23 protein-coding genes and 1 pseudogene are annotated in these 22772 nt (G+C 65.4%); 11 read left to right on the top strand and 13 right to left on the bottom strand.

Annotated elements, in window-relative coordinates; translation table 11 throughout:
* Positions 1 to 25: 25 nt before the first annotated feature.
* Complete coding sequence (gene ilvN, locus BP26_RS0114115) at positions 26 to 526, bottom strand: acetolactate synthase small subunit (protein WP_029921224.1); 501 nt, start codon at positions 524 to 526, stop codon at positions 26 to 28.
* A 110-nt stretch (positions 527 to 636) separates the two neighbouring features.
* A complete protein-coding gene (locus tag BP26_RS0114120) occupies positions 637 to 1074 on the bottom strand; it encodes a YidB family protein (RefSeq protein ID WP_029921225.1) in 438 nt (145 codons plus the stop codon).
* 231 nt (positions 1075 to 1305) lie between these two features.
* Here BP26_RS0114120 and ilvB point away from each other — a divergent pair, with 231 nt between their 5' ends.
* The gene (gene ilvB, locus BP26_RS0114125) at positions 1306 to 3096 is read left to right on the top strand and encodes a biosynthetic-type acetolactate synthase large subunit (RefSeq protein ID WP_084183095.1); all 1791 of its coding nucleotides are present in this window, start codon (positions 1306 to 1308) and stop codon (positions 3094 to 3096) included.
* A 73-nt stretch (positions 3097 to 3169) separates the two neighbouring features.
* On the opposite strand, the gene BP26_RS0114130 is transcribed toward ilvB, so the two are convergent.
* A complete protein-coding gene (locus tag BP26_RS0114130) occupies positions 3170 to 4615 on the bottom strand; it encodes a M20/M25/M40 family metallo-hydrolase (RefSeq protein WP_029921227.1) in 1446 nt (481 codons plus the stop codon).
* Between the two features lie 142 nt (positions 4616 to 4757).
* On the opposite strand from BP26_RS0114130, the gene BP26_RS0114135 reads away from it, so the two are divergent.
* The 5 genes from BP26_RS0114135 (at position 4758) to BP26_RS0114155 (ending at position 9593) form a co-directional block, all read left to right on the top strand.
* The gene (locus BP26_RS0114135) at positions 4758 to 5762 is read left to right on the top strand and encodes an NADP-dependent oxidoreductase (RefSeq protein ID WP_029921228.1); all 1005 of its coding nucleotides are present in this window, start codon (positions 4758 to 4760) and stop codon (positions 5760 to 5762) included.
* 180 nt (positions 5763 to 5942) lie between these two features.
* On the top strand, positions 5943 to 6884 hold the full coding sequence (locus BP26_RS0114140) for an alpha/beta hydrolase family protein (protein WP_051748976.1): 942 nt from the start codon (positions 5943 to 5945) through the stop codon (positions 6882 to 6884).
* A 114-nt stretch (positions 6885 to 6998) separates the two neighbouring features.
* The gene (locus BP26_RS0114145; protein ID WP_029921230.1) at positions 6999 to 7853 is read left to right on the top strand and encodes a crotonase/enoyl-CoA hydratase family protein; all 855 of its coding nucleotides are present in this window, start codon (positions 6999 to 7001) and stop codon (positions 7851 to 7853) included.
* Between the two features lie 69 nt (positions 7854 to 7922).
* Positions 7923 to 8693 carry an enoyl-CoA hydratase gene (locus tag BP26_RS0114150; protein ID WP_029921231.1) on the top strand — a complete coding sequence of 257 codons (771 nt, stop codon included), beginning with the start codon at positions 7923 to 7925 and terminating at the stop codon, positions 8691 to 8693.
* 237 nt (positions 8694 to 8930) lie between these two features.
* Positions 8931 to 9593, top strand: a complete 663-nt coding sequence (locus BP26_RS0114155) for a TetR/AcrR family transcriptional regulator (protein ID WP_051748977.1) — start codon at positions 8931 to 8933, stop codon at positions 9591 to 9593.
* Between the two features lie 146 nt (positions 9594 to 9739).
* Here the strand turns inward: BP26_RS0114155 and BP26_RS0114160 are convergent, their stop codons facing one another.
* Positions 9740 to 10771 (bottom strand): YncE family protein, encoded by a 1032-nt coding sequence (locus BP26_RS0114160; protein WP_029921233.1) that lies wholly within the window; start codon positions 10769 to 10771, stop codon positions 9740 to 9742.
* Positions 10772 to 11268: 497 nt separating this feature from the next.
* Here BP26_RS0114160 and BP26_RS0114170 point away from each other — a divergent pair, with 497 nt between their 5' ends.
* Entirely contained in the window at positions 11269 to 11697 is a 429-nt protein-coding gene (locus BP26_RS0114170; protein ID WP_029921234.1) for a hypothetical protein, read from the top strand.
* 73 nt (positions 11698 to 11770) lie between these two features.
* Here BP26_RS0114170 and BP26_RS0114175 read toward each other — a convergent pair whose 3' ends face one another.
* Positions 11771 to 12319 carry a cytochrome b gene (locus BP26_RS0114175; protein ID WP_029921235.1) on the bottom strand — a complete coding sequence of 183 codons (549 nt, stop codon included), beginning with the start codon at positions 12317 to 12319 and terminating at the stop codon, positions 11771 to 11773.
* A 206-nt stretch (positions 12320 to 12525) separates the two neighbouring features.
* The gene (locus BP26_RS0114180) at positions 12526 to 13470 is read right to left on the bottom strand and encodes a CE1 family esterase (protein ID WP_157572531.1); all 945 of its coding nucleotides are present in this window, start codon (positions 13468 to 13470) and stop codon (positions 12526 to 12528) included.
* 211 nt (positions 13471 to 13681) lie between these two features.
* On the opposite strand from BP26_RS0114180, the gene BP26_RS0114185 reads away from it, so the two are divergent.
* A complete protein-coding gene (locus tag BP26_RS0114185) occupies positions 13682 to 13885 on the top strand; it encodes a hypothetical protein (protein ID WP_029921237.1) in 204 nt (67 codons plus the stop codon).
* A 133-nt stretch (positions 13886 to 14018) separates the two neighbouring features.
* Here the strand turns inward: BP26_RS0114185 and BP26_RS0114190 are convergent, their stop codons facing one another.
* Both BP26_RS0114190 and BP26_RS0114195 read right to left on the bottom strand, forming a co-directional pair.
* Positions 14019 to 14603, bottom strand: coding sequence for a hypothetical protein (locus BP26_RS0114190; protein ID WP_051748978.1), 585 nt, complete (start codon positions 14601 to 14603; stop codon positions 14019 to 14021).
* Between the two features lie 176 nt (positions 14604 to 14779).
* Positions 14780 to 16867 (bottom strand): winged helix-turn-helix domain-containing tetratricopeptide repeat protein, encoded by a 2088-nt coding sequence (locus tag BP26_RS0114195; RefSeq protein ID WP_169740717.1) that lies wholly within the window; start codon positions 16865 to 16867, stop codon positions 14780 to 14782.
* 343 nt (positions 16868 to 17210) lie between these two features.
* On the opposite strand from BP26_RS0114195, the gene BP26_RS0114200 reads away from it, so the two are divergent.
* Together BP26_RS0114200 and BP26_RS0114205 are read left to right on the top strand one after the other, a co-directional pair.
* Positions 17211 to 17705: a hypothetical protein gene (locus tag BP26_RS0114200; RefSeq protein WP_029921240.1), complete on the top strand. Its 495-nt coding sequence runs from the start codon at positions 17211 to 17213 to the stop codon at positions 17703 to 17705.
* Between the two features lie 376 nt (positions 17706 to 18081).
* Positions 18082 to 19254, top strand: a complete 1173-nt coding sequence (locus BP26_RS0114205; protein WP_157572532.1) for a TonB family protein — start codon at positions 18082 to 18084, stop codon at positions 19252 to 19254.
* 12 nt (positions 19255 to 19266) lie between these two features.
* Here the strand turns inward: BP26_RS0114205 and BP26_RS0114210 are convergent, their stop codons facing one another.
* From BP26_RS0114210 to BP26_RS0114225, 4 genes are all read right to left on the bottom strand, one after another.
* Positions 19267 to 19713, bottom strand: a complete 447-nt coding sequence (locus tag BP26_RS0114210; protein ID WP_029921242.1) for an FKBP-type peptidyl-prolyl cis-trans isomerase — start codon at positions 19711 to 19713, stop codon at positions 19267 to 19269.
* A gap of 170 nt (positions 19714 to 19883) precedes the next feature.
* A complete protein-coding gene (locus BP26_RS0114215; protein WP_051748979.1) occupies positions 19884 to 20390 on the bottom strand; it encodes a YybH family protein in 507 nt (168 codons plus the stop codon).
* Positions 20391 to 20466: 76 nt separating this feature from the next.
* Positions 20467 to 20874, bottom strand: a complete 408-nt coding sequence (locus tag BP26_RS0114220) for a GFA family protein (RefSeq protein WP_029921244.1) — start codon at positions 20872 to 20874, stop codon at positions 20467 to 20469.
* 71 nt (positions 20875 to 20945) lie between these two features.
* Complete coding sequence (locus BP26_RS0114225; protein ID WP_029921245.1) at positions 20946 to 21404, bottom strand: hypothetical protein; 459 nt, start codon at positions 21402 to 21404, stop codon at positions 20946 to 20948.
* A gap of 406 nt (positions 21405 to 21810) precedes the next feature.
* Between BP26_RS0114225 and BP26_RS0114230 the strand changes: the two genes are divergently transcribed.
* Positions 21811 to 22488, top strand: coding sequence for a c-type cytochrome (locus BP26_RS0114230; RefSeq protein WP_051748980.1), 678 nt, complete (start codon positions 21811 to 21813; stop codon positions 22486 to 22488).
* Here the strand turns inward: BP26_RS0114230 and BP26_RS30360 are convergent.
* Positions 22485 to 22772, bottom strand: a pseudogene (locus BP26_RS30360) (IS630 family transposase); the annotation flags it as partial. The gene BP26_RS0114230 and the pseudogene BP26_RS30360 overlap by 4 nt on opposite strands.

Consider the following 22772-nt stretch of genomic DNA (forward strand, 5'->3'; position numbering starts at 1 on the left):
AAAAGAAATATGCGAACCGATCGCCTCAGGCCGGCGGCGCCAGCACGCTTGCGCCGGACTCCAGCGCCGCGGTGCCGCTGCGCACCAGCTCGAGCACGCGCGCGATACCGGACAGTTCGGCGAGGAAGCTGTTGACCTCGACGCCGGTGCCGGTGAGCTGCACGGTGCGGGTGGTATCGGTTTCGTCGAGGATCAGGGCGCGGTGACGGCGCACGCACTCGACGATCCTGCGGCCGCCGGCGGGCTCCACTTCGACCTTGAGCATCAGCAGCTCGCACTCGATGTGCTCGCGGCTGGTGAGGTCGGCGATCTCGACGATGTCGATCAGCTTGCGCGACTGCTTGATGATCTGTTCGATCACCGCGTCGCTGCCGGTGGTGACCAGGGTCAGGCGCGAAACCGTGGCCTCGTGCGTCGGCGCTACGGTAAGGGACTCGATGTTGTAGCCGCGGGCGGAAAACATGCCGGCCACTCGGGCAAGTGCCCCGGCCTCGTTCTGGAGCAGGATCGAAATAATGTGGCGCATAATTTCGAGAACATAAACCGCCGGACGACCTCAGGGCAAGTGCCGGGTCTGCCCCGGCACCCGCTAAGCCCCCGTCGTTATTGGCTTTCCGCGATTTGCGGCGCCGCGGCTCAAGCGGCCGGAGCGGCGCTCCCCGCGCCACGGCCGGCGAGCAGGGCCAGGCCTTCGGAGAGCAGATCGGAGTGGTTGTCCGGCACGCTTCCGTTCGGCGTCATCTGGTTCACCAGCTGCGGCAGGAGCTGCGCCAGGCCGCCGCTGACCTGGGCGTGATCCAGGCCCAGCTGGCTGGCGATGCCGGCGATGGCGCCGCTGCCCAGCACCTGGTGCAGCTGGTCCACGGTGATCGGTAGGTTGGCGTTGTTGGAAACCCAGGACTCGGCATGCTGGCCGAGGCCGGATTGCTGGAACTTGGCCAGCAGGCCCGGCAGGCCGCCGTTCTGCTGGATCAGGGCGATGGCCGCCTGCAGCAGCGGACTCTGGCCCTGCTGCTGTGCGCCGCCGAGTGCGCCGGACAGGACGCTGCCGGCCAGTTGATCGAGTAAGCCCATCGTCGTCTCCTCCCTGGAAAAATCTTCGCGAAAGCTTACACCTTCGAGGTGACAACGCGATGGCCGGGCTGCTGCCGGTGCGGAACCGGGTCACTTCCGGGACAGCCCCGGCCACTGCGGAACAGGGCTGATCGTGCTATAAGATCGCCCCGAATTTGCAGGGTTTTTCCACCGGAAGCCGCCGTGAACGCACAGCCGAAAAGCAGCCCCCACCCTCTCGCCGGAACCATCATGACCGGGGCCGAGATCATCGTCCAGGTCCTGGCCGATGAGGGCGTGGATGTCGTTTTCGGCTACAGCGGCGGCGCCATCCTGCCCACCTACGACGCGATCTTCCGTTTCAACCACGACAAGAAGGCCGGCGGCGCGGACCCGATGCCGTTGATCGTGCCGGCCAACGAGCAGGGCGCGGGGTTCATGGCTTCGGGCTATGCCCGCGCCAGCGGCAAGGTCGGCGTAGCGCTGGTCACCTCCGGCCCGGGCGCCACCAACATGGTGACGCCGGTGCGCGACTGCATGGCGGATTCGATCCCGATCGTGGCGATCTGCGGCCAGGTGCCGACCGCGGCCATCGGCTCGGACGCGTTCCAGGAGGCGCCGATCTCCAACATCATGGGCGCCTGCTCCAAGCACGTGTTCCTGGTCACCGACGCCACCCGCCTCGAAGCGACCATCCGCACCGCCTTCGAGATCGCCCGCACCGGCCGTCCCGGCCCGGTGGTGATCGACGTGCCGAAGGACGTGCAGAACTGGAGCGGCCCGTTCCAGGGTGAGGGCCTGCTGCCGGTGCCCGGCTACCGCGCGCGCCTGCGCGCGGTGGAGGAGAACCTGCTCGACGATGCGGCCTGCGCCGTCTTCCTCGACAAGCTGCGCCAGGCCAAGCGGCCGCTGATCTATGCCGGCGGCGGCGTGATCCTGGCCGAGGCGGCGGAAGCGCTGCGCGCCTTCGCCCACGCTTTCAAGATCCCGGTGACGGCGACGCTGATGGGCCTGGGCAGCTACGACACCACCGAGCCGCTGTCGCTGCACATGCTGGGCATGCACGGCACGGCTTACGCCAACTACGCCACCGACGATTGCGACTTCCTCATCGCGGTGGGCAGCCGCTTCGACGACCGCGTCGCCGGCGTGCCGTCGAAGTTCGCGCGCGGCGCCAAGTTCATCGCCCATTTCGACGTCGACCCGGCGGAGATCAACAAGGTCAAGCGGGTGCACTGGCACCACCTGGGCAATCTCAACCTAGCGCTGGACAAGCTGCGCGGCTACCTCCAGGCGCAGAAGTTCGCGCCGGACTACGCCGAGTGGCACCAGCACATCGCCGGGCTGAAGAAAACCTATGCGATGAACTTCGACCGCAAGTCGCCGCTGATCCAGCCGTACGCGGTGATCGAGGAACTGAACAAGCTGACCAAGGGCGAGGCCATCATCAGCACCGGCGTCGGCCAGCACCAGATGTGGGCGGCGCAGTACTTCGACTTCCGTGATCCTCGGCTGTGGCTCACCTCCGGCTCGATGGGCACCATGGGCTTCGGCCTGCCGGCCGCCATCGGCGCGCAGTTCGCGCGGCGCGACAAGATCGTGATCGACATCGACGGCGACGCCAGCATCCGCATGAACCTGGGGGAGCTGGAAACCGTCACCACCTACGGCTTGCCGATCAAGGTGGTGGTGCTGAACAACTACGGCGACGGCATGGTGCGGCAGTGGCAGAAGCTGTTCTTCAAGGGACGCTTCTCGGCCAGCGACAAGAGCCTGCACAAGAAGGACTTCATCAAGGCGGCGCAGGCCGACGGCTTCCCCTGGGCCAAGCGGCTCGAGCGCAACGAAGACCTGGCGCAGATCGTCGCCGAATTCATCGCCTTCGACGGTCCGGCCTTCCTCGAAGTGATCATCGATCCGGATGCCGGCGTGTACCCGATGGTCGGCCCCGGCGTGAGCTATGCCGACATGATCACCGGCGACTGGATTCCCTCGCGCGAGCCGCCGGGGGCGATCGAGATCGACAAGTCGGAGATGTTCTGAGGGCGCCGGATTCCCTGCCGCCGGCGGATAAAAAAGGGGAGCCATCGGCTCCCCTTCTTGTTTCAGCCCGTCCCTATTCCGCTTTCACCGGCACGCGCGGCAGCGGCTCCGGCATTTCCGCGAGGTAGTAGGCCAGCACGGCCATGGTAGCCACCTGGCGGCGCAGGTTCTCGGGCTTGATCTTGTCCAGGGTGTCCGCGGCGGTGTGGTGGTAGTAGAAATACTCGCGGGTATCGACCATCGGGGCGAAGCCGGGGACGCCGGCATCCTGCAAGGGGCTGATGTCCGCGCCGACTTCGCCGTCGCGGCGTTCGAGGGCGGTGGCGCCGATCGGCTGCAATGCCTTGCTGACGGCGCTCAGCCTGGCCAGCGAATCCAGGGTGACGCTGGCGATGACGCCCAGGGGCTTGCCGGCGCCCGAGTCGCTCTCGATGACGGCGGTCTGCTGGGCCAGCTTGTCCTTGGCGGCGGCGAAGTAGGCCTTGCTGCCGCCGGAACCGTTCTCCTCGTTCATCCAGCCGACCACGCGGATGGTGCGGTGCGCCTGCAGGCCCAGCGACTTCAGCACCTGCACCGCGCCCATCGCGGCGGTGATGCCGGCGCCGTCGTCGATGGCGCCCTGCGCCAGGTCCCAGCTGTCGAGATGGCCCGATACCACCACCACTTCGTCCGGCTTGTCGCTGCCCGGCAGGTCGGCGAGAACGTTGTGGCTGTCGGCGTCCGGCAGGGTCTGCGGGGTCAGGGTCAGGTGCAGGCTCACCGGGCCCTGCGCGGCGAGGCGGGCGACCCACATGGCGTCCTCCGCGGTGAGCGCGGCGGTGGGGATCTTCGGTGCATCGTCTTCGTACTTCATCACGCCGGTATGCGGCAGGCGGAAGTCGGCGCCGCCGACCGAGCGGATCAGCGAGGCCACGGCCCCTACCCGCGCCGCGGCGCTGGCGCCCTGGACACGGTAGGCGACGGCCTGCCCGTAAGCACTCATGGCGTGACCGTTGTCGGCGAGGTCCTGGTCGAAGGCGTTGTCGAACAGCACGATGCGGCCCTTGGCCTCGGCGGCGTGCGCCTTCAGGTCGTCGAAGCTGTGCACCACCAGCACCGGCGCGGTGAGGCCCTTCTTCGGCGTGGCGACCGAACCGCCGAGGGTGGTCAGGTGCAGATGCTGGGTCAGGCCGGCGGGATGGCCGGGGTAGTCGACCAGCTCGGCCTGCTCCTCGCCGCGTACCCAGTGCGGCACCTTGGCCGGCTGCAAGGTCACGGTGAGACCGGCGGCCTGCAGGGCCGCTGCCACCTGAACCACGGCAGCCTCGGCTCCCGGCGAGCCGCTGAGGCGCGGGCCGATCTTGTCGGTGAGGTCGCTCAGGCGCTGCCAGGCCCAGTCGCTGGACAGGGCGGCATCGCGGATTTTCGCCAGCACCACGGGATCGACGGCGGGCTGCTCGGCATCCGCCGACCAGGCCGGCGCGGTGGAGAGGGCTGCAAGCAGGAAGACGGCACAACGGCTGACGCGCGCAACAATCATCGCAAGCCTCGGGAATTTCGGAATTGCGCGAGTTTTGCGGAAGCCCCCGGCCTTGTAAAGCTACAGTTGTGCATCCCGGCAACGCGCTTTACGCATGCAACTGTACCCGCCATGATGAGTGACAAATTCCGAGGAGCGCATTATGAGCAACCAGACCAACAAGCTATTCAGACTCGCCGCCCGCCCCGTGGGCATGGCCAAGCGCAGCGACTTTACCTACGAGGAAGTGCCGGTGGCGCAGCCGAACGACGGCGAGCTGCTGGTGAAGATCCAGTACATCTCGCTCGACCCGGCGATGCGCGGCTGGATGAATGCCGGCAAGTCCTATATCCCCCCGGTGGAGATCGGCGCCATCATGCGCGCCGGCACGGTGGGCGAAGTCGTCGCCTCGCGCCATCCGCAGTTCCAGGTCGGCGATTTCGTCTCCGGCACGCAGGGCGTGCAGTCCTATGCCATTTCCAACGGCAAGGGCCTGGTCAAGGTCGATCCGAAATTCGCACCGCTGCCGAAGTACCTCAACGCCCTGGGCATGCCGGGCATCACCGCCTACTTCGGCCTGCTCGAAGTGGGCCTGCCCAAGGCGGGTGAAACCGTGGTGATTTCAGCGGCCAGCGGCGCGGTGGGCCAGGTGGCCGGCCAGATCGCCAAGATCAAGGGCTGCCGGGCGATCGGCATTGCCGGCGGCGCGGAAAAATGCGACTACGCGGTGAAGGAACTGGGTTACGACGCCTGCATCGACTACAAGCGCGGACCGATCTTCCCTGGCCTGGCACAGAATTGTCCGGAAGGCGTCGACATTTACTTCGACAACGTCGGCGGCGACATCCTCGATGCGGTACTGACGCGTCTGCGCATGAAGGCGCGTGTCATCATCTGCGGCGCCATTTCGCAGTACAACAACACCACGCCGATCGTGGGGCCGAAGAATTACATGTCGCTGCTGGTCAACCGCGCGCGCATGGAAGGCATGGTGGTGTTCGACTGGGCGCCGCGCTACGGCGAGGCGGTACGCCAGCTGAGCCAGTGGATGGCGGAAGGCAGGTTGAAGTCGCGCGAGGATATCGTCGAAGGCATCGAGACCTTCCCGGAGACGCTGCTCAAGCTGTTCAGCGGCGAGAATTTCGGCAAGCTGGTGTTGAAGGTTTAGGCGGCTTCCTCATCCTGGGCGTGGGTGAGGGCGGGATCCTTCGCCGCACTCAGGATGACAGCTTGAGAGATGGGCTCTTTCGGGTGAATTAATTTCACCCGAGACGGCTTCCGAATTCGTTTGTGGCAATCCCTTCCAGGGCATAGCCTGCACGCACCATACGCAACCGTACGGCGTGCCATGACCGCAACCGAACTGCTGGCTTCACCCGATTACGAACTGCTCTGCGCCGGCATCGAGACCGGAGACAGCCTGCATTGCCGCAGGCGTGAACTGCGCATTCCCGCACCCGACGGCATGGCCCTGGCCGCCACCGCCTACGAGCCCCTGCACCAGGCGCCCAGGCTGGCGGTGGTGATCAACAGCGCCACCGGGGTGCCGCGAGGCTACTACCGCCATTTCGCCCAGTACCTGGCGTCCCAGGGCTGCGCGGTGCTGAGCTACGACTATCGCGGCGTCGGCGGCAGCCGCGACGGTGGACGCGGGGCGCGCATGCTGCACTGGGGCGAACGCGACATTCCCGGCGCGCTGGACTGGATGTACCGCTACCACCCGCGCCTGCCGCTGGTCGCCATCGGCCATTCCGGCGGCGGCTGGCTGTTCGGGCTGGCGGAGAACAACCGCTCGGCCGATGCCCTGCTCACGGTGGGCTCGCAATATGCCTACTGGCGCCACTGGCCGACGCTGCGCGGGCGGATTTTCATGTGGAGCAGCATGAACCTGCTGATTCCCGGCGTGACCCGCGCGCTCGGCCATCTGCCGGGTGCACTGTTCGGCGGCGACAGCCTGCCGCCCGGTGTGGCGCTGGACTGGGCGCGCTGGTCGAGTGATCCACGCTTCCTGGTCGACGATGCCGGTACGCCGCTGCGCGAGCATTTCGGCAATTACCGCAACCCGGTACGCCTGCTGGCGATCGAGGATGACGACTACGCGCCGGTGCCGGCGGTACAGGCGCTGGCGCCGCTCTACGGGCTGCACGGTGCGAATGCCGAAGTGCTGGTGGTACGCCCGCGCGACCACGGCCTGCGGCATCTCGGGCACTTCGGTTTCTTCAGGAAGACGGCACCGCGCATCCTGTGGGACGAGGCCTTGTCCTGGCTGCGCAAACAAGTCGGCCGGTAATCGCCCGTGTCATTGCAAACAAGCCCGATTGTCCTCCCTGCCCCGGCCTCAGCCGATATGATGTTGCGGCTGCTGCGTGCGCATGACGGTTAGAGCAATTACCTGGAGGATACGATGGAATTCGAGACGATCCGCTACGCAGTATCCGAGCGCATCGCGCGCCTGACCTTGAACCGTCCGGAGCGCTTCAACGCCATCAATCCGACCCTGTCCGCCGAACTGGAAGCCGCAGTGGCCCAGGCCAACCGTGACGATGCGGTGCACGTCATCGTGCTCGAAGGCGCCGGCCAGGGCTTCTGCGCCGGCTTCGACCTGAAGGATTTCGCCGAAGGCGATTCGCCCTGGAACCAGGACATGCCCTGGGACCCGCTGATCGACTACCGCATGATGAAGCAGTTCTCGGAGCGCTTCCAGAGCCTGTGGCGCTCGCACAAGCCGACCATCGCCAAGGTGCATGGCCATGCCATCGCCGGCGGCAGCGAACTGGCCCTGTCCTGCGACATGACCATCATGGCCGAGGACGCGAAGATCGGTTATCCCCCGGCGCGTGTCTGGGGCTGTCCGGTCACCGGCATGTGGGTGTACCGGCTCGGCGTGGAGAAGGCCAAGCGCATGCTGCTCACCGGCGACGTCATCAACGGCCGCGAAGCGAAGGAAATGGGCCTGGTGCTCGACGCGGTGCCGGCGGCGCAACTGGAAGCGCGCGTGCTGCAACTGGCGCAGCGCATGAGCGGCGTGCCGAAGAACCAGTTGATGATGCAGAAGATGATGATCAACCTGGCCTACGAGAACATGGGCCTGGCCACCACTCAGGCCATGGCGACGCTGTTCGACGGCATCACGCGCCACTCGCCCGAGGGCGTGACCTTCCGCGAGCATGCGGCCAGGGCCGGCTTTCACGAGGCGGTCCGCCTGCGCGACTCCGGCGAGCTGATTCCCGGCAGCAAGCCGACGCCGCCCAGGCTTTGATCGCCCCCCCAATTGCCCCAATGCAATACACCACTCACCGAACCATTCATTCGAAAACGGAGCACAACGATGTCCGAGTTGATCCAGAGCCATTTGCATGAGCGCGTGCTGACCCTGCGCCTGAACCGCGCCGACAAGAAGAACGCGCTGACCCAGGCCATGTACACCGACCTGGCCGAGGCCCTCAAGGGCGCGGCGGAGAATCCCGAGGTGCGTGTGGTGGTGTTGGCCGGCGCGCCGGACGCCTTCACCGCCGGCAACGACCTGCAGGACTTCCTCAAGCACCCGCCCACCGGCGAGGATGCGCCGGTGGCCCGCTTCATGCGCGCCCTGGCCAGCTTCCCCAAGCCGGTCATCGCCGCCGTGAACGGCATCGCCATCGGCATCGGCGTCACCCTGATGCTGCACAGCGACCTGGTCTACGTCGGCAAGGGCGCGCGCCTGCAGATGCCCTTCACCAACATCGGCATCTGCCCGGAATTCGCTTCCAGCTACCTGCTGCCGCGCCTGATGGGCAATGCCCGCGCCGCGGAACTGGTGATGTTCGGCGAGGTGTTCTCGGCCGACAAGGCGCTGGAGTACGGCCTGGTCAACGCCGTGCTGCCGGATACCGGGGTCGAAGCACACGCCATGGAGCGTGCGCTGAAGCTGGCGCAGCAGCCGCCCAATGCCCTGCGCGTGACCAAGAAGCTGATGCGGCGCTGGTCGGAAGCAACCGCCCTCGAAGCGATCAAGGTCGAGGCCGACCATTTCATCCCGATGCTGGGCCAGGGCGAGGCGCGGGAAGCGATGACCGCCTTCATGCAGAAGCGCAAGCCGGATTTCTCGAAGTTCAGCTGATGGACACACGCCTGCCTCTCCTTGCCGGAGAGGCAGGCGCCGTGGGGCGTCACGGGTAGCTCCCTGCCTCATCGGCTATAGGCGAAATGCCACGCGGTGAACGGCGGGTCGCGGACCCGCCCTACGCCCTGCCCATGTCAGAAAGCCTTATGGCAGCACGGTGATTGGCGCATCTCCTGTCCGCGCGGTATATGCTCTGCCATACACATAGAGCTGCCGTCATCGAGGAGCTGCCTCATGAACGCCGTTTGCACCCCGGGAAAGCGGGAACAGAACAAGCAGGCCAATCGCGCCGCCCTGCTGGAAGCGGCACGGCGCTGTTTCCTCGAAATGGGCTACGAGGCCGTGACGGTGCGCGACATCGTGCGCCTCACCGACCTCGCCTCCGGCACCTTCTACAACTACTTCCCGGACAAGGAGTCGATGTTCCGGGAAATCCTCGCCGTGCGCATGGACGACCTCAACGCCAAGCTGCATGAGGTCAGGCGGCAGGCGCAGTCGATCGAAGCCTTCATCCGCGGCGCCTACCTCACCTTCTTCCGCAAGGTCGCCGACGAACCCGATTTCTTCGGCCTGATCCTGCGCAACGAATACGCCGTGCGCAGCCTGTTCCGCGACACCGTCATCGGCGTGCCGATGCGGGCGCTGAAGGACGATATCCGCGATGCGATCCGGCGCGGCGTGTTTCCGGATACGGACGTCAACCTGCTGGCGGCTGCGTTCTACGGCACCGCGTTCGAGATCGGGCGGGTGCTGGTGGAGCAGCCGGGGACGACGCCGGAAGCGGCGGCGGAGTTTGCCACCACGCTGCTGGCCAATGGCGTGGATGGCTTGAGCAGCGGGCGGGCGGTGGTGAGTTTCATCCAGCCGGCCAGGGTGCGGAATCTCGGCTTGCCGTAGGCGCTGGTTCGCGCGTTGGGCTGCATCTCATCCGGCGCAATGCGCTTCGCCCCTCGATACACGTTGCTTCGCAACGCACTCGGGACAGGCTTATTGCGCCCTTGGGGTGCGCCCTACTTAGAATGCGCTTCCTGATCACGCTGAGCTCAGGGTTCCAGTACCAGCAGGCGGAATGAGTTGGGGACGATGGGGCCGTGAGGGTTGGGCTTCTCGGGAGTGGGTGGCGGTGGCGGGCCGAAGTCCGCGGTGGACATGAAGAGGCGGTGGGTGTTCGGGTCGACGGCCATGGTGCGGGCGCCGGGTTCGGTCTTGACGTTTTGCACCAGCGAGAACTTGTCGGGGCTGTCTTCGTGGACGACGGTGAGGGTGCCGTCGCCGTTGGAGGCGAAGGCGAGCCTGCGACCGGGGTCGAACTTGGCGGCGTCGTTGCCGGCGCCGATGGGGAAGGTCGCGAGGATCTTGCCGCTGTCCGCGTCCAGCACCAGCAGCGAGCGGCTGTGGGTGGGGACGAAGAGGCGGCGGGTGGCGGTGTCCATGGCCATGCCGGACGGTTCCTGGTGCGGCGCCAGCGACCAGGTGGAGATCACCTTCATCGCGCGAGCGTCGATGGCGATGACGGTGGCCTTGTCTTCAAGCGCGTCGTAGATCATGCCCTTGCCGTCGACGGCGAAGAACTCGGTGCGGCCGTCGACTTCGATGGTGGAGAGCACCGCGCCGGTTTTCGCGTCGAACACGGTGATGTTGCGGCCGGTGGAGTTGAAGCTGAACACGCGCTGGGTGACCGGCTCGAAGGCGATCTGGTTGGGGCGCTTGCCGGTGGCTTGCCACTTGGCGAGGGGCTTGAGGGTATCGAGCTCGAATACGCCGACCGTGTCCTCGGTGCCGTTGGCGGTGTAGCCGCGGTTCAGCTCGCGCGCGATGGCGACGCCGCCCATGCCGGGGGAATCCGGCACGTCGCCGATCACCTTGAGCGTGTCCATGTCCACCACCACGACGTGATCGCCGTGGGTGACATAGAGCCGCCGGCTGACCGGATCGGGCTCGAGGTAGTCCCAGCCGGTGTCGCCGCCCACGTGGACCCTGGAGACGATCTGGTATTCGGCGTGGGCGGAGGCGATGGCCAGCCAAAGGGACAGGACCGATGCGCAGAAGAAGCAGAAGGAGCCGAACACTTTCATTGCGATTCATCCAATGAGCGTGCGCCGGTCAAGCGGGGGATCGCGTGCGGCAAGCCGGACCCGCCGCAGGGGCGCTTGCTGATGAGACGGACGCCGGGGGGAGCGCCCTACCCCGGTTCCCCCTGTAGAAACATTACGGATACGACAGGAAGGCAGTGGGCCGGGTTGACGGGGGGATGCATAGCGCCGGACTTGCACCCTTCTGATTGGATTGAAAGGCTCGCGGTGAACGACGGGTCGCGGACCCGCCCTACGGGTTCTGAATCCGGACCGCTGTGAGTTTGACCTTGCGGCGGGGCAGGAATAAATTGCGCGCATGATTCTGGTCATGACGCGCAAACAGCAGCAGCAACACCGCTCCATTGCGGTGGTTGCGCGCGTGCGTTCCGGGGCCTCGAACTAAGGCCCGAAAACTTCCAGGAACAAGCCTCGCAAACCCCGCCCCGGCGGGGTTTTTTGCAGGGCTTCGCCGGGGCCCCTACCGAAGGAGCCCAACGATGCCGCATTTTTCTTCCGACGCCGAGATCGACCGGATCGGCCGAGGTCTGCTCGACTGCTCACTGCCGAAAGCCGAGTGGACCCACGCCGGCCATTTCGCCGCCGCCTGCTGGTTGCTGCGGCAGGCGGACAGGGATGCCCTGCGCGACATGCCCGGACTGATCCGCCGCTACAACTCGGCCACCGGCGTGCTCAACACGGACAGCAGCGGCTACCACGAGACGATCACCCTCGCCTCCTTGCGCGCCGCGCGGGCATGGCTGGCGGAGCGGCGTGAGGTGGCGCTGCATGAGGCGCTGAACGAACTGCTGGCTTCGCGGTATGGGCGTGCGGACTGGCTGCTGGAGTACTGGTCCAGGGCTTTGTTGTTTTCAGTTGCCGCGCGCAGGGCTTGGGTGGAGCCGGATTTGCTCGCTTTGCCGTTCTGAGCGGCGGACCCGGCCAGCAGAAAATACCGGGCCGAAGAGCGTTCCTTCGATGAAGGCACGGGTCTCCGGTGCGCTATGCATCCCGCCCCGGAAGCATCGAGCGGAGGACGCCATCCTTCAGCACGTAGTGATGGCCGAGACCGGCCAGGGTGTGCGCTCCGGCGAGCCACAGGATGGCATCGCCAAGCCAGGTGTGGATCTCCGCGATTACGGCGCCCAGGTCATGCGATGCGGGCAATGGCGAAGGCACCAGCACGCCCGCGAGCAAGGTCAGGGAGTGGCCTTCCAGCCAGGCGCCGCAGATGGCGGTGAGCGGCACGCCGAGCAGGAGCGCATACAAAGCCCCCTGCACGACGCTCGCGGCAAGCGTCATCCATCGAGGGCCGGGCGGGTGCTCGGGGCGTTTATCGAAGGCACGCCAGAGTATCCGCAGCGCGACGAGCGTCAGGACGCAGACACCGAGTGTTTCATGAAGCTGTCTGTCGGCATCGCGGGCCGCCGAGTAGATGCGTGCTTCCGAACCGCCCGGGCCGTAGATGAAGGCCACCAGCACGAGGATGGCCGTCAGCCAGTGCAGAAGCTGGGCCGGCACGCTGTAGCGGGTGATCGTCTTGTCTTCCATCGCTTGCTGTCGGCTTGTATCCGGTCGCGCTGCGCGCGTGAGGCCCCGCAATCAGGCAAAGCCGACGATTGGGACTATGGCATGGCGTCCTTGCGCGTTTCGCCGCACCGGCACAGGGAGACGCCCGCCCGCGAATTTACTTGCTCCCACTCCGGGCGTAAAGGCGCCCCTTCAGCTCCCGCATGCGCCCGGTTCGGGCTTGCTGCTCAGGAGCCGGAGAAGTAATCCCACTGCGCTTGCGTGGCGTCGATGTTCTGCGAGGTGGTGCCGTCGAGGATGGTGGTGAGGGTCACTTCGGAGCCGGGCCAGGTGTGGCCGCCGTTGACGATCTGGTAGAGGATGGCGGCGCAGCCGGGCATGCGGTGTTCGACGACGCTGGTGCCGTCGCTCACCAGGCCGGGCAAGGTGGTGGCGGTTTCGGTGCCGTTGCAGCCTTCGTTCTGCTCCCACTGGGCAAGGGTGGTTTCCTCGGGCTGGAGGGCGCCCATGCCGTTGTAGGGGACTTCGAGGTCGTGGGTGCCGTCGAAGATCATGCGCTTGCCGGGGGTGGCGGTGGTGCAGGTCGTGGTGTCGAGCTGGGCGGCGGCGACCATGCCGAAGCCGACCAGCATCTGCGGTTTGGTGCAGGCGAAGAGGTCGGCTTCGAAGCCGCCTTCGGAATAGCCGGTCATGGAGACCCTGGCGGCGTCCACCGGCATGTTGGTGGTGGCGTCGGTGATGACGTCGCTGAGGAAGTCGATATCCGTTTGCTGGTTGCCCGCCCCACTGATGGGCACGCCGTTGATCCAGCTCACGCCTTCATGCGCCGGAAAGGCCAGGACCATGCCCTTGGTGGCATGCAGCCCGGCCTGGATGAGGTTGGCCATGAAGGGTGGATTGCCGCCGAGGTAATCGAGCACGATCATCAGCGGGGCCGGGCCGGAAGGCGCCGGGTCCGGGATGACGTAGAGCACGCTGCGCTGATCGACAGTGCGGACGAAGGCCTGCGAGCCGGCGGGCAGCTTGAGGATGGAAGGCGCAGCCGAACCCGAGAAGCTGCGCGCGGCATTGCCGGCGGAGGAATCGGTAGAGGCATCACCCGAGCTGCCGCAGGCGGAGACAGCCAACAGCAAGGCGGCGCCGAGCGGTGCCGCCAACATTCTTGCAAGCATTCTTCAAGGTATCCCGGAAAAAATCGAACCCCCTGCGGCGTGTGCCCGCCGCTAGGTGGAATTACCAGCGCAAGAAGCGGGCCGGGTGTTGGATGTGATGGGGGAATCGGGTATTTGCCGCCCGGGGCGTGGATCATAGGCCATTCCGAACGGCTCGGTGCTGAAGGTGTCCAAACCCCGCAATACCTTCCATTTTCTCCGGAATCTTCTATTGAAGTTCAAAGTCGGGTTTTACCGCAGGGGGGATCTCACCCGGGCCTCGCTGATCGCGGAGTGTGTAGTCGAGGCGATCGATATCGGCACGGCGAAGAGCGCGGCGCTGACGCAGCTCGCGCCGCAGCATCCCGATGTGGTGGATTGCCGGTATTGGCATGCGGCGGGGTATGAGGCGCCGAGGGCGAGACCGCGTTGGTGAGTTGGTAGCAAGCGTGCAATGAGAGAAGTGCATTGCGCGGATTTGCCCCTTCATCCGGCGCAATGCGCTTCATCCCTCGATACACGTTGCTCCGCAACGCACTCGGGACAGGCTTATTGCGCCCGAAAGCCTTCTAGAGAACCTGTTTTTCTTGCAGGAGTTCTTCCATGCGCTTCTGCGCGTGGGCGGTGCCGATCCAGCCTTTGACTTCGAAATCCGCGATGCGCAGCGTCGGCAGGTAGCCGTGATCGAGGGACAGGATGTCGGCCAGGGCGTCGCGGAAGGCGCGTTGGGTGTGGCGGCCTGAATCGCCGGGGAACAGGGGCACGGGTTTGGCGGGGCCGCCGGAGGGTTTGGGCTCGTCGTGGGCCTTGCGGATCCAGACCTTGATATCGAAGGCCAGAGGCCAGTTGGCGGGATAGCGGCGCAGGGTCATGCCGCGGTAGTTGTTGAAGTGCGGGGCTTCGTCCACTTCGATCACGCGGGGGGCGGCGCCGGGGATCTTCAAGCCATCCAGGCCGCGCCAGTTGCCGGCGGGCAGCAGGTCCGGCAGGTCCTGGCCGGTGAGGTCGTGGTACATGGCGCGCAGCAGCGGCCAGCGCTTGACGCTGACGGCCTTGGACGGCTGCATCAGCCAGTCCGGTTTGACCGTTTCGATGCTGCCGCCGGTGACCTTGAGGACGAGATCGAGGACGGCTTTCTGGATGGGCGGGGGCATATCGCTGGTTTGAGGGGTATGTAGCGATGAGAGTGTAACGCGCTACGCAGATGCGCCCCACGAATGGATCGAGCGAATAACCTCCCCCTGGCATTGATTCGCAACGATTCACAAAGGTGTGAAGGGAACTGGACTGTCTCCGGCCTATCCATGTTGCGGACCGCACGATCCCGGCTTCAACGAACCGCTTGATCCAGATTCATCCGCTTGAGCAAAACGGCATAGCGCGGGTCGGCGCGCAACGAATCCGCCGCTTCCCAATTGCCGAGGAACGCCATTTCCGCATCGCGCTCGGCATAAGCCCGGTCGAGGGCGGTGAAGGCCTGATCCAGTTGTCCAAGCGCGGCGTAAAGCCCTGCGAAATTCGAGGGCGGCACGTATTGCCGGCTCGACAGGGCTTGCAACTCGTCCAGGGCCGCGCGGGTCTTGGCGAGATCGCCCGCCTTGGCCCAGGCAATGCCGAGTTCGGTGATGATTCCCCCATCGCCTTCCGAAAACCGCTTCGCCTGGTTCAGTTCGGCGATGGCCTCAGCGTACTTGCCCTGCCGGAGCAGGATCCGGCTCATCTGGACGTGTGCGAGCCAGAAATCGGGGTTGATGTCGAAGGCCTTGCGCAGGCTGGCGACCGCTTCATCGTCCCGGCCGCCGTGATCGAGCGACCACGCCGCGACCGACTTGACGATCAGAGACATGGGGTCCAGTTCCAGTGCGCGTCGCGCTTCCAGGATTGCCTCGTCATTGCGCCCCAGGTTGGTCAGCAGCACCGAATTGCCGAGGTGCGCCAGGGCATCGCTGGGATTGAGCTCGATGGCGCGCTTGAACTCGCGTTCCGCGTCGGCCCAGCGCCAGTCGTACCACATCCGGGTGAAGCCCAGCGCGACGTGGGTCAGCGCGATCGAGTCATCCAGCGCGAGGGCTTTCTCGGCCGCCGCCTCGGCCTTGGGAAACGCTTCCTCGGGGCGCATATCGCTATTGATCGGCAGCCGGCGGTAAGCGTCGGCGATCGCGGCATAGGCCAATGCGTAGTTCGGATCGAGTGCGATTGCGCGCTGGAGGAAGTCGATGCCCTTGAGGATTTCGGAGTGCGTCAAATTATCGATGTGCGTGCGGCCGGTGAGGTAGAGCTGGTAAGCCTCGATATTTTCGGTATAGCGCTTGGCCAAGCCTTTCCGCTCGTCGCCGCTGAGGCGCAGCGCGAGCGATGCGGCCACGCGCTGTGAAATGGCGTCCTGCACGGAAAACACATCGGTGAATTTCTCGTCGAAACTGCCCGCCCACAAGGCGCTGCCGTCGCGTACCTGCACCAGGCGGGCGGTGACGCGGATGCGATCGCCCCAGCGCTGGAAGCTGCCGTCGAGCACCGATTCCACGCCCAGCTCGCGCCCGGCGGCGAGCGGATCCTGCGTCTGTCCACCGTAACGGCGCACGGCGCTCAGGGAGCGGACGACCAGTTCGTGGCTGTTGCTGAGCTTGGCGATGAGCATGTCGGTCATGCCCAGGTCGAGCGCGTCATCGCGAGCCTCGGCCAGCAGCGACTTGAACGGCAACACGGCGATGGTACGGGTTGGAGTGGCCGTGACTGTCGGCGCGGGCCGATGCCAGGGCCTGATCGCGACAACGATGATGATGAATGCGGCGACGAGAACGACCGTCGCCGCCAGCCGGCTTGCGGACAGCTTGCGGGTTCTGGACGGCGCTGCGCCTGCGACAACCGCCGGCGTCGCCGAGCCGGCAGATGGTGCCGGAAGCTGCCCGACTTCACGCACATCGCCGACAAAACGATAGCCCTGACCCGGCACTGTCAGGATGTAGCGCGAACCGCCTTCGCCATCGCCTAGCACCCGGCGCAGGGTGGAAATATTCTGGCTGAGATTGTTCTCTTCCACCACCCGGCCCGACCAGATCGCCGCCATCAACTGGTCCTTCCCCAGTACGCTGCCGGCGTGCTGGATCAAATAGAGCAAGGTGTCGAATACCCGTGGCGTGAGCGGCAGGGGCTGGCCATCGCGGCGGAGCAATGCGCGCCGGGCGCTGTCCACGCAGAAATCCCCGAATTCATACTGAGGCGGTTTCAGCGGCAATGGTGATTCCGCTACCGACTCCGGTTGCGGGGCTTGCACCGGTGCCGGTACTGCGCTTGCCGGTAGATCGCCGGTGCGCACGATGCCCTGCGGCGTGATGTCGAACAGCCAGGACAGCACCAGGGCCAGCGGAAAACCGGCGATGACGGTCAGTACAAGGAGACGCTGCGCCAGCGGCGACACGTCGAATACCGGCAGCACCTGGGTGACCACCTGCACCAACAGCCAGCCGGCCACGGCGTACATGGCGCCGACCCTGTAGACGTGGCGACGCTGCAGCTCGGCGAAAAAAGACGGCTTGCCCGGGTACCCGCTCATGGGCTCGCCCAGGCGCTCAATGCGGCGGTGGGAGCCGCCAACAGCATGGCATTTGGCACAAACACCCCTGCGAACGCCGGTTTTCAGAACTTTTCAGAACAATTCAACCGTAGTTTAAAGACTTTCAGAGGCTCCGGATTTGATCCTCGTCACGCCGCAGGGGCCTTCCCCGCGGTGCCCAAAAAAGGGCAACCCAAGGAGAAAATTGATGAACAGCAAACATCTGAAATCGGTCGGCGCAATGATTCTGCCGTGCCTGTTCGCCACGGTGATCGTGCAGGCCTGCACCAGCACCAACGATGCCGTTGCCCAAACCCAGGCCGTTGCAGACCCGCTCGAAGGGGTATGGGCCGAGCAGGTGACCCTGCGCAACTGCGACACAGGAGCGGTCCTGGCCGCGTTCCGCGCGGTGAGCATGTTCAACCGGGGCGGCACCATGAGCAACAGCAGCAATCAGTCACCGACCGTGTTCGGTCCGGGCCAGGGCACCTGGACCGCGCAAACCGTGGGATACAACAACGTGTTCCGTTTTTTCACCTTCAACCCGGACGGCAGCTTTGCGCAGACGAGGGTCGTGACAAGGGCCATCACCCTGGGGGCCGACAAGAGCAGTTTCACAGCCACCATATCGGCCGAAATCCGTAACACCACCGATGCGGTGGTGGGAATGGCCTGCGGCGAGGAAACCGCGACACGGCCGTAGGCTCGAAGGAACCTTGATGCCCCCCGGCCTTGCCAGGGGGCATCAAGCCGGTGTGCAGTCGTGGAACATGGCGCGCAGGAGCGACCGGCGTTTGGCGCTGACGGCCTTGCCCGGCTGCATCAGCCAGTCCGGGCGAGCGGTTTCGATGCTGCCGCCGGTGACTTTCAGGACTAAATCGAGGACGGCTTTCTGGACTGCCGGGGCATGGAGCGCGTCTGGTGAAGTTCGTCCGTGAATGGGGAGCCGCGCGAGAGTGTAACGCGCTCAGTGTGAGCCCTTTACCAATATTAACCGCGCTGCCTAGCTCTGGCGGGTAGGGCCCGGGTGCGGGGCGGCGTCTGCTTGGGGAGGAATACCACGCAGGGAAAGGCAGGACGTGAGCGAGAAGCGTGTAGCGTTGCCCAGTGGGGACACGGCGGGAATGGGCGCATTGATGCGCGGCTTGGCGGCACTCTGCATGACCACGCTGGCGCTGCCGGCCTGGAATGCCGCGGCCGATGACGCGCCGGCAGCGGGAGCCGCCGCAACGAGCGCCCCGGCGGAGGGCGCGGCGCCAAAGTGCCTGCCGCGCAAGGTGATCTACCAGGAGAAGCCGCACTACCCGCAAGAGATGCGGTACTTCGCCAGCAACGGCGAGACGGTGGCGATGTTCGAGGTGAGCCCGGAGGGCGCGGTGGTGAACCCGGTGCTGCGGCAATCAGCGCATTCCAGCTTCGAGCGCGCGACGATCGGGGCCTTGCTGAAATGGCGCTTCGAGCCGGTGGACCCCGCCGACAGGAGCTACTGCAAGATCTACACCCAGCGGATCGAGTACGACACCCTCGGCCACGTGCCGGGGGGTTCCGGCCGGAGCGGGGTGGAAAGCTCCCATGCGCCGTTCCAGCTGCAGACCGCCGACCTGAGCAAGCTGCCGGAGGATTTCCGCTACGACACGGCGCCGGAGCTGCTGGTCTCCGTGCCGATCGTCTACCCCTACGAGAAGCTGCGGCACAGCGACTCCGGCAAGGCCACGGTGGCCTTCTACGTGGACCCGAACGGACGGGTGGCGAAGACGCAGGTCGTTTCCGCCACGGACCCGGTGTTCGGGCAGGCGCTGCAGGCCGCGCTGGCGGGGTGGACCTTCAAGCCGGCGATGAAGAACGGCGTGCCTTCCTGGGCGCTGTTCGAGTACACCCATGAATTCAGCCAGGACGAAACCAGCTACATCTTCGAATTCCAGCTCCCTTCCCTGCTCTCCGCCTACTCCGGCGGCGGCAAGCTCCTGCCCGGCCTGGAGCAACTGGACCAGCCGCCGCAGGCGCTGTTCCACCCCATACCGGTGGTGGAGCCGACCTATGCGCACAAGGCGGAAACGCTGCGGCTGGAATTCGTCATCGACGCCAACGGCCTGGTGCGCTACGCGCATCCCATCGAGTTCAAGGACGAGCGGCTGGCCTGGGCGGCGGTGACCGCCGTCTCGCGCTGGCAGTTCCAGCCGCCGATGATGGACGGCAAGGCGGTGGATGTGCGGGCGGTGATGCCGGTGGCGTTCGCGGCCGGCGGCGGCTGAGGCCCCCGGGGCTTACTTCAGCCCCAGCAGCTCGACATCGAAGATCAGCGTGGCGCCCGCGGGAATGTCGCCCTGGCCGCGCTGGCCGTAAGCCAGGTTGGCGGGGATGATGAGGGTGCGCTTGCCGCCCACCTTCATCCCCTCCACGCCCCGGTCCCAGCCGGGGATGACGCTGCCGACGCCGAGCATGAAGGAAAACGGACCACGGCCGACGGAGCTGTCGAACTGGTTGCCGTGCAGGTCGGGCATGAGCGGGCTGTAGAGCCAGCCGGTGTATTGCACTTCGACGATGTTGCCGAGAGTGGCCGCGGGCCCGGTGCCGACCTTCGTCTCCCGGATGATGAGATGCTGCAACTCTTCGGCGCTGGGCACCTGGGCCGGGGCGTCCGCGGCGCTGGCCGGCATGGACTGCGAGAGGGTGAACAGGGCCAGGGCAAAAGAAAGGTAAACGCGATTCATGGGAGCGGAGGACAAAGAGGCTGTAGGAGGCAAAAACCAGTGCCTGCGAGCTTAAGGGATTTCGGGCAGGTGGGGAATTGATCGGCCGCCCCAGTCTGCGCAGGGCGGGGCGTGACCTGCCTTCCGCGAAAACGGCCTCGGTAAACGGCGGGTCACGGACCCGCCCTACATCATTGCTGGCCGGGAAGCGCCCGTGCGGTATAAAACTCGCTGGCGATTTTCCAATGCCCCTGCACCTTCAGAAGCTGCAGCGTCTTCCAGCCGTAGCCACCCTTCCCGCTCTTGGTCTCCTGGGTGATGAAGTCCAGGGAGACCTGGGCCAGGGGGCCGTCCTGGTCGATGCGGATATTGTAGAAATGCTGGGTGTAGCGCACGCCGCTTTCGAAGACGGACTTGCGGAAGCGCTGGTAGTTGCGCGTGGTCACGGCCTGGGCATCGGCACCCTTGCCGGTGATTTCACCGGTTGAGGAAAACGGCACCTGGTCGTCGATCAGCAGCGCCTCGAACGCGGCCTCATCGCCCTTGGTGACGGAGGCCGTGTAGGTGTCCAGCAGCTTCGCGATAGCCTGGTGGTCCTCGATGGTCGTTTCATGCTTGCGCAGAAACGCGGGGCCGTCTTCGGCCATGGCGGCGAGCGGTGCGAGCGCCGTCAGGAGCGCCATGGCGGGCAGGAACATTCTTGCTTTCATATCGACTCTGTCTTGCCTGCGTTCCCGCCACTGTTGCCAGGGCGCGCACCGCGCCCCGGCTGACTCACCGCTGCGGCATGCGCTCGAAGCTGGGCATGCCTTCGGGGATGTGATGGAAGGGCTGCTTGTCCACGGTGAAGATCGCCAACTGCGGCGTGCCGAACAGGCCCGGATCATCGAGCGTGCCCACCTTGAGGATCACGGCGGGCAGGCCCGGACGCAGCGTGGCCAGATGGGTGCCGCACTCGGTGCAGAATTCGCGCGTCACCGGCTGCTCGATATCGCCGCGGGTGAAGGTCTTGGGCGCGCCCTTGGTGTAGCTGAAGCCGGCGACCGGCATCACCGCAAACATGTTCGGCGAGCCGCCGCTGATGTACTGGCATTCGCGGCAGTGGCATTGCGCCTTCATCATCGGCTCGCCTTCGGCCACGTAGCGCACGGCACCGCAGTAGCATCCGCCTTCCAGTTTCACGGCTTTCTCCTCCTGTTGTCGTTTCGCAGAGCATATCGGAAGGCGGCAGCGGGCCGCCAACCGGGCCTGCCCTAGCGGGTGGAAGCGAAACGCCGCTGGAAATAAGCCACGATCAGGCCGAACAGCAACATGGCCAGCATGTTTTCGATGAAAGACTGCACCGTGAAGCCATGCGACGGCCCCGCCGCGGACAGGGGCACCACCACATAGCTCATCACGAAGAACACCACCACGCCGTAGAGCAGGCCGCTGGCCATCCACTGCCGGCCCAGCCGGGGAATGCGCATGGCGGCGAAGACGTAGATCGCCGCGATGAGGATCGACATGGCCCATTGCAGGACCAACCCCAGCGCCGCGCTGTACAGGCCCTCATGGAAAGACGCCCTGCCGAGCACCCCTGAGGCGATGGCCCGCAGGATGATGAGCGGGTTGAGCCAGTTGATCAGGGAAGCGGCACCGATATCGATGGTGCCGGCGACGAAGCCTGCGTAGAGGATGGCTTTGGGGATCGAACGGGGCGATGGAGACATGCCGTGGGCTCGCTCGGGCGGATGAACGTTTGATGCCGTGGCGGGCGCCAGGGTTGGAATGAGCAGGACTGCGCTGGCACCGCGCGATGGGCTCCGCCGGTGACTGTGGCGGGTTCTCCACAGCGGCGGGACAAAGCAGGGGCATGCCCTATCGTTTTTCAAAAAAAAGGGCTGAACTGCCCCCTATTATCAAATGCATGCGTCCAAAGAAAAAATGCTCTGAATATGCCGAGACCGATCAGACCCGGCATTGATCCAGGTCTACTGGCGGAAGCGCCAGACCCGGTAAGGTGAAGCCATGGAGCGCCGCTGCTTGACTGATCTCGGAACGGCGCTCGTTCCTTGAACCTCGACTTCGCCAGTGGCCGCATTCGAGCTTTCCGGATCATTGTCGGGAAATACCACCATGAATATGCGCGTGTATAGCAAGAGCCGGGCGATCGGAAAGGCACCCAGGCGTTGGCCCCTGCTGGTCGCGGTACTGCTTGCCATAGCCGGCGCCCTGCAGATGTCGCAGGCCTTTGCCGCCGATCCGGAGTCTTCGGCTGCCGGCGATGCCGAGAAAATCGCCGGGCAAATCTGCGCGAGCTGCCACGGCCCCGGTGGTGCGAGCACATCGCCGATATTTCCGGTCCTGGCCGGGCAGCATGAGGAGTATCTTGCGGCACAGCTGCGCGCCTTCAAGGACAGGACCCGCTCCGACCCCGAAGCCCACAACTACATGTGGACCATGGCGACGCTGGTCAGCGACTCGATGATCGACACCCTCGCCCACTACTACGCGAGCCAGCCTCCCGTTGCGGGAAAGCCTGGCAACCCCGAGGCCGTTGCGAAAGGCAAGGAACTGTTTGAAAAAGGCGATGCCAAGCGCAACATCATGGCCTGTACCAGTTGCCACGGTCAGAACGCCGAAGGTCACTGGGTCTTCCCGCGGCTTGCCGGCCAGCGTTCCCAGTATGTATTCCGGCAGCTTCAGGTCATACAGGCGCAACTGCGCAAGTCGCCCGTCATGCACGGCATCGTCAAGGAACTGAAGCCTGGAGAGATGGAAGACCTGGGAGCCTATTTGCAGTCCATCCCCTAGTGTCCTGAGTTAGAAGTTCGCTGACAAAATCTCTTAATGGAAGCGAGGATGTCGTCGGCGGACTTGGTCCAAGCGAATGGCCGTGGGTTTTTGTTGTAGGTATTCAGGTAGTCACGGATGGCGGCTTCCAACGCCACCGTGCTGCGATGCGTCCCGCGCCGGATTTGTTTCTGGGTCAGGTCCGCAAACCAGCGTTCGACTTGGTTGATCCAAGAGGCCGAGGTGGGCGTGAAGTGGGGCTTGAAGTGCGGGTGGCGAGCAAACCAGGATCGAACCGCTGGGGT

The organism is Nevskia soli DSM 19509 (assembly GCF_000711955.1).
GTDB lineage: Bacteria > Pseudomonadota > Gammaproteobacteria > Nevskiales > Nevskiaceae > Nevskia > Nevskia soli.

Bases quoted from the DNA above. Each gene is read 5' to 3' on its own strand.
- ilvN (WP_029921224.1), bottom strand. From the start codon at position 526: ATGCGCCACATTATTTCGATCCTGCTCCAGAACGAGGCCGGGGCACTT.
- BP26_RS0114120 (WP_029921225.1), bottom strand. From the start codon at position 1,074: ATGGGCTTACTCGATCAACTGGCCGGCAGCGTCCTGTCCGGCGCACTC.
- ilvB (WP_084183095.1), top strand. From the start codon at position 1,306: ATGACCGGGGCCGAGATCATCGTCCAGGTCCTGGCCGATGAGGGCGTG.
- BP26_RS0114130 (WP_029921227.1), bottom strand. From the start codon at position 4,615: ATGATTGTTGCGCGCGTCAGCCGTTGTGCCGTCTTCCTGCTTGCAGCC.
- BP26_RS0114135 (WP_029921228.1), top strand. From the start codon at position 4,758: ATGAGCAACCAGACCAACAAGCTATTCAGACTCGCCGCCCGCCCCGTG.
- BP26_RS0114140 (WP_051748976.1), top strand. From the start codon at position 5,943: ATGACCGCAACCGAACTGCTGGCTTCACCCGATTACGAACTGCTCTGC.
- BP26_RS0114145 (WP_029921230.1), top strand. From the start codon at position 6,999: ATGGAATTCGAGACGATCCGCTACGCAGTATCCGAGCGCATCGCGCGC.
- BP26_RS0114150 (WP_029921231.1), top strand. From the start codon at position 7,923: ATGTCCGAGTTGATCCAGAGCCATTTGCATGAGCGCGTGCTGACCCTG.
- BP26_RS0114155 (WP_051748977.1), top strand. From the start codon at position 8,931: ATGAACGCCGTTTGCACCCCGGGAAAGCGGGAACAGAACAAGCAGGCC.
- BP26_RS0114160 (WP_029921233.1), bottom strand. From the start codon at position 10,771: ATGAAAGTGTTCGGCTCCTTCTGCTTCTTCTGCGCATCGGTCCTGTCC.
- BP26_RS0114170 (WP_029921234.1), top strand. From the start codon at position 11,269: ATGCCGCATTTTTCTTCCGACGCCGAGATCGACCGGATCGGCCGAGGT.
- BP26_RS0114175 (WP_029921235.1), bottom strand. From the start codon at position 12,319: ATGGAAGACAAGACGATCACCCGCTACAGCGTGCCGGCCCAGCTTCTG.
- BP26_RS0114180 (WP_157572531.1), bottom strand. From the start codon at position 13,470: ATGCTTGCAAGAATGTTGGCGGCACCGCTCGGCGCCGCCTTGCTGTTG.
- BP26_RS0114190 (WP_051748978.1), bottom strand. From the start codon at position 14,603: ATGCCCCCGCCCATCCAGAAAGCCGTCCTCGATCTCGTCCTCAAGGTC.
- BP26_RS0114200 (WP_029921240.1), top strand. From the start codon at position 17,211: ATGAACAGCAAACATCTGAAATCGGTCGGCGCAATGATTCTGCCGTGC.
- BP26_RS0114210 (WP_029921242.1), bottom strand. From the start codon at position 19,713: ATGAATCGCGTTTACCTTTCTTTTGCCCTGGCCCTGTTCACCCTCTCG.
- BP26_RS0114215 (WP_051748979.1), bottom strand. From the start codon at position 20,390: ATGTTCCTGCCCGCCATGGCGCTCCTGACGGCGCTCGCACCGCTCGCC.
- BP26_RS0114225 (WP_029921245.1), bottom strand. From the start codon at position 21,404: ATGTCTCCATCGCCCCGTTCGATCCCCAAAGCCATCCTCTACGCAGGC.
- BP26_RS0114230 (WP_051748980.1), top strand. From the start codon at position 21,811: ATGAATATGCGCGTGTATAGCAAGAGCCGGGCGATCGGAAAGGCACCC.